Source organism: Delftia sp. ZNC0008, from assembly GCF_000799035.1.
GTDB lineage: Bacteria > Pseudomonadota > Gammaproteobacteria > Burkholderiales > Burkholderiaceae_C > Comamonas > Comamonas tsuruhatensis.
In genome coordinates this window covers 1-2653 of the sequence record NZ_JTKZ01000205.1, presented here as the reverse complement: position 1 = coordinate 2653, position 2653 = coordinate 1, and the positions used below count along the sequence as shown (strand labels likewise).

At 69.5% G+C, this 2653-nt stretch carries 2 protein-coding genes; both read left to right on the top strand.

Annotated features, from left to right (window positions below):
- The first annotated feature begins 181 nt into the window (after positions 1-181).
- Positions 182-1162, top strand: a complete 981-nt coding sequence (locus tag L995_RS06715; RefSeq protein WP_034389537.1) for a Bug family tripartite tricarboxylate transporter substrate binding protein — start codon at positions 182-184, stop codon at positions 1160-1162.
- Positions 1163-1196: 34 nt separating this feature from the next.
- The coding region (locus L995_RS06710; RefSeq protein WP_047470450.1) for a cytochrome P450 at positions 1197-2653 on the top strand (1457 nt) is incomplete at its 3' end.

The window sequence follows — 2653 nt, the reverse complement described above, 5'->3', positions numbered from 1 at the left end:
GGAGACAACAGTGGAAGTCATGGCGGCAGGACGGGTCTGGAAAGGCCTGTTTTAAGGGCTGGCGGGGCATTGTGCCGCAGCTTGCGGGTAATCCCGGGCGGTATTTTTACGCAATGCGTAGAAAAATTACGCAAAACAAGATTCCATGGATTCCACCCAGGCCTCACCGGAGACAAGCCCCATGCACAAGCGCCTTTTCCTCACCACACTGGCCGCAGGCCTGCTATCGGCCACCGCCCTGCCCGGCGCGCTGGCCCAGGACGGATTCCCCAGCAGGAACGTGCGCTGGATCGTTCCCTACGCGGCCGGCGGCGGCTCGGACTTCTTGGCCCGCACCATAGGCCAGGCCTGGGGCGGCCAGGTGCACCAGCCCATCGTGGTGGACAACCGCCCGGGCGGCAACACGGCCATAGGCGCCTCGGAAACCGCGCGTGCTGCCGCCGATGGCTACACCGTGCTGTCGGCCGACAACGGCACCCTGGTCTTCAATCCCGTGCTCTACAAGAGCCTCAGCTACAACCCCGCCAGGGACCTCGCGCCGGTCACGCTGATGGGCCGCTTCCCGATGATCCTGGTGGCCGGCCCCGGCATGGCAGCGGCCACGGCCAAAGACTTCCTGGCCCAGGCGCGCACCAGCAAGGACGGCGTGAACTACGCCTCGGCCGGCGCCGGCAGCCCGCACCACCTGGCCATGGAACTGCTCAGGGTGGAGGCCGGCCTGAAGCTGGTGCACGCGCCCTACAAGGGCGCGGCGCCGGCCCTGGGCGACGTGGCTGGCGGCCAGGTGCCCGTGATGATGGTGGACTTGGCCGCGGGCGCAGGCTTCATCAAGGGCGGCAAGGTCCGCCCGCTGGCCGTGGCCAACGCCACGCGCCTGCCCCAGTTGCCCGACGTGCCCACCTTCGCCGAGCTGGGCCTGCCCAAGGTGCAGGCCGCCGCCCTGGTGGGACTGGTGGCGCCCGCCAGGACGCCGGCCCCGGTCATCGCGGCCCTGCACCGGCAGGTCGTGGCCGCGATCAACGAGCCCGCCGTGCGCCAGAAGCTCGTGGATTTCGGCGTGGAGCCCGTGGGCAACACGCCCGAGCAGTTCGCCGCGCTGCTGGCCAGCGAAAGCACGCGCTGGCACCAGCTGATCCGCGACCAGAACATCACTTTGGATTGACCCTCCGCGCCTGCCTGCCTGCGAACAACCAGCCATGACTGCCTCCGCCGCCCCCGACACCGCCCCGTCCGCTTTTGCGCCAGCATTTGCGCCCGGCTCTGCGCCCGCCTCCGCGCGCTGCCCCTTCGACCACCGCCAGCCCAGCGGCCAGACCGGCCCCACGGGCTGCCCCGTCAGCGCAGGTGCCGCGGCCTTCGACCCGTTCAGCGACGGCTACCAGCAGGACCCGCCCGAATATGTGCGCTGGGCGCGCGAGCAGGAGCCGGTGTTCTACAGCCCGCAACTGGGCTACTGGGTGGTCACGCGCTTCGACGACATCAAGGCGGTGTTCCGCGACAACATCGCCTTCAGTCCCTCGATCGCGCTGGAGAAGATCACGCCCACGGGCGAGGAGGCCAATGCCGTGCTGGCCTCCTACGGCTTCGCGCTGAACCGCACCCTGGTCAACGAGGACGAGCCCGCCCACATGCCGCGCCGCCGCGCGCTGATGGACCCGTTCACGCCCGAGGAGCTGCGCCACCACGAGCCCATGGTGCGCGAGCTGGCGCGCGCCTATGTGGACCGCTTCATCGACGACGGCCGCGCCGACCTTGTGGACCAGATGCTGTGGGAGGTGCCGCTGACCGTGGCCCTGCACTTCCTCGGCGTGCCCGAGGAGGACATGGACCGGCTGCGCGAGTACTCCATCGCCCACACCGTCAACACCTGGGGCCGGCCCCGGCCCGAGCAGCAGGTGGCCGTAGCCCATGCGGTGGGCAACTTCTGGCAGCTGGCCGGCAAGGTGCTGGCCAAGATGCGCGAGAACCCCGATGCGCCGGGCTGGATGCAATACGGCATACGCAAGCAAAAGGAGCTTCCCGAGGTCGTCACCGACTCCTACCTGCACTCCATGATGATGGCCGGCATCGTGGCCGCGCACGAGACCACGGCCAATGCCACGGCCAACGCCGTCAAGCTGCTGCTGCAGCATCCCGGCGCCTGGAAGCAGATCTGCGAGAACCCCGCGCTGATCCCCAATGCCGTGGAGGAATGCCTGCGCCACAACGGCTCGGTGGCCGCCTGGCGGCGCCTGGCCACGCGCGACGTGGTGATCGGCGGCGTGGCCGTGCCGGCGGGCTCGAAGCTGCTCATCGTGACCTCGTCGGCCAACCACGACGAGCGGCATTTCGCCGATGCCGACTTCTTCGACATCCACCGCGACAACGCCGGCGACCACCTGACTTTCGGCTATGGCTCGCACCAGTGCATGGGCAAGAACCTGGCGCGCATGGAGATGCAGATCTTCCTGGAGGAGTTCACGCGCCGCCTTCCCCACATGCGGCTGGCCGAGCAGCGGTTCACCTACGTGCCCAACACCTCGTTCCGGGGCCCCGAGCACCTGTGGGTGGAGTGGGACCCGGCCCTCAACCCCGAGCGCGCCCGTCCCGCCCTGCTGCAGGCGCGCCAGCCCGTGCGCATCGGCGAAGCCCTGCAGGGCGGCGCCAGACGCGG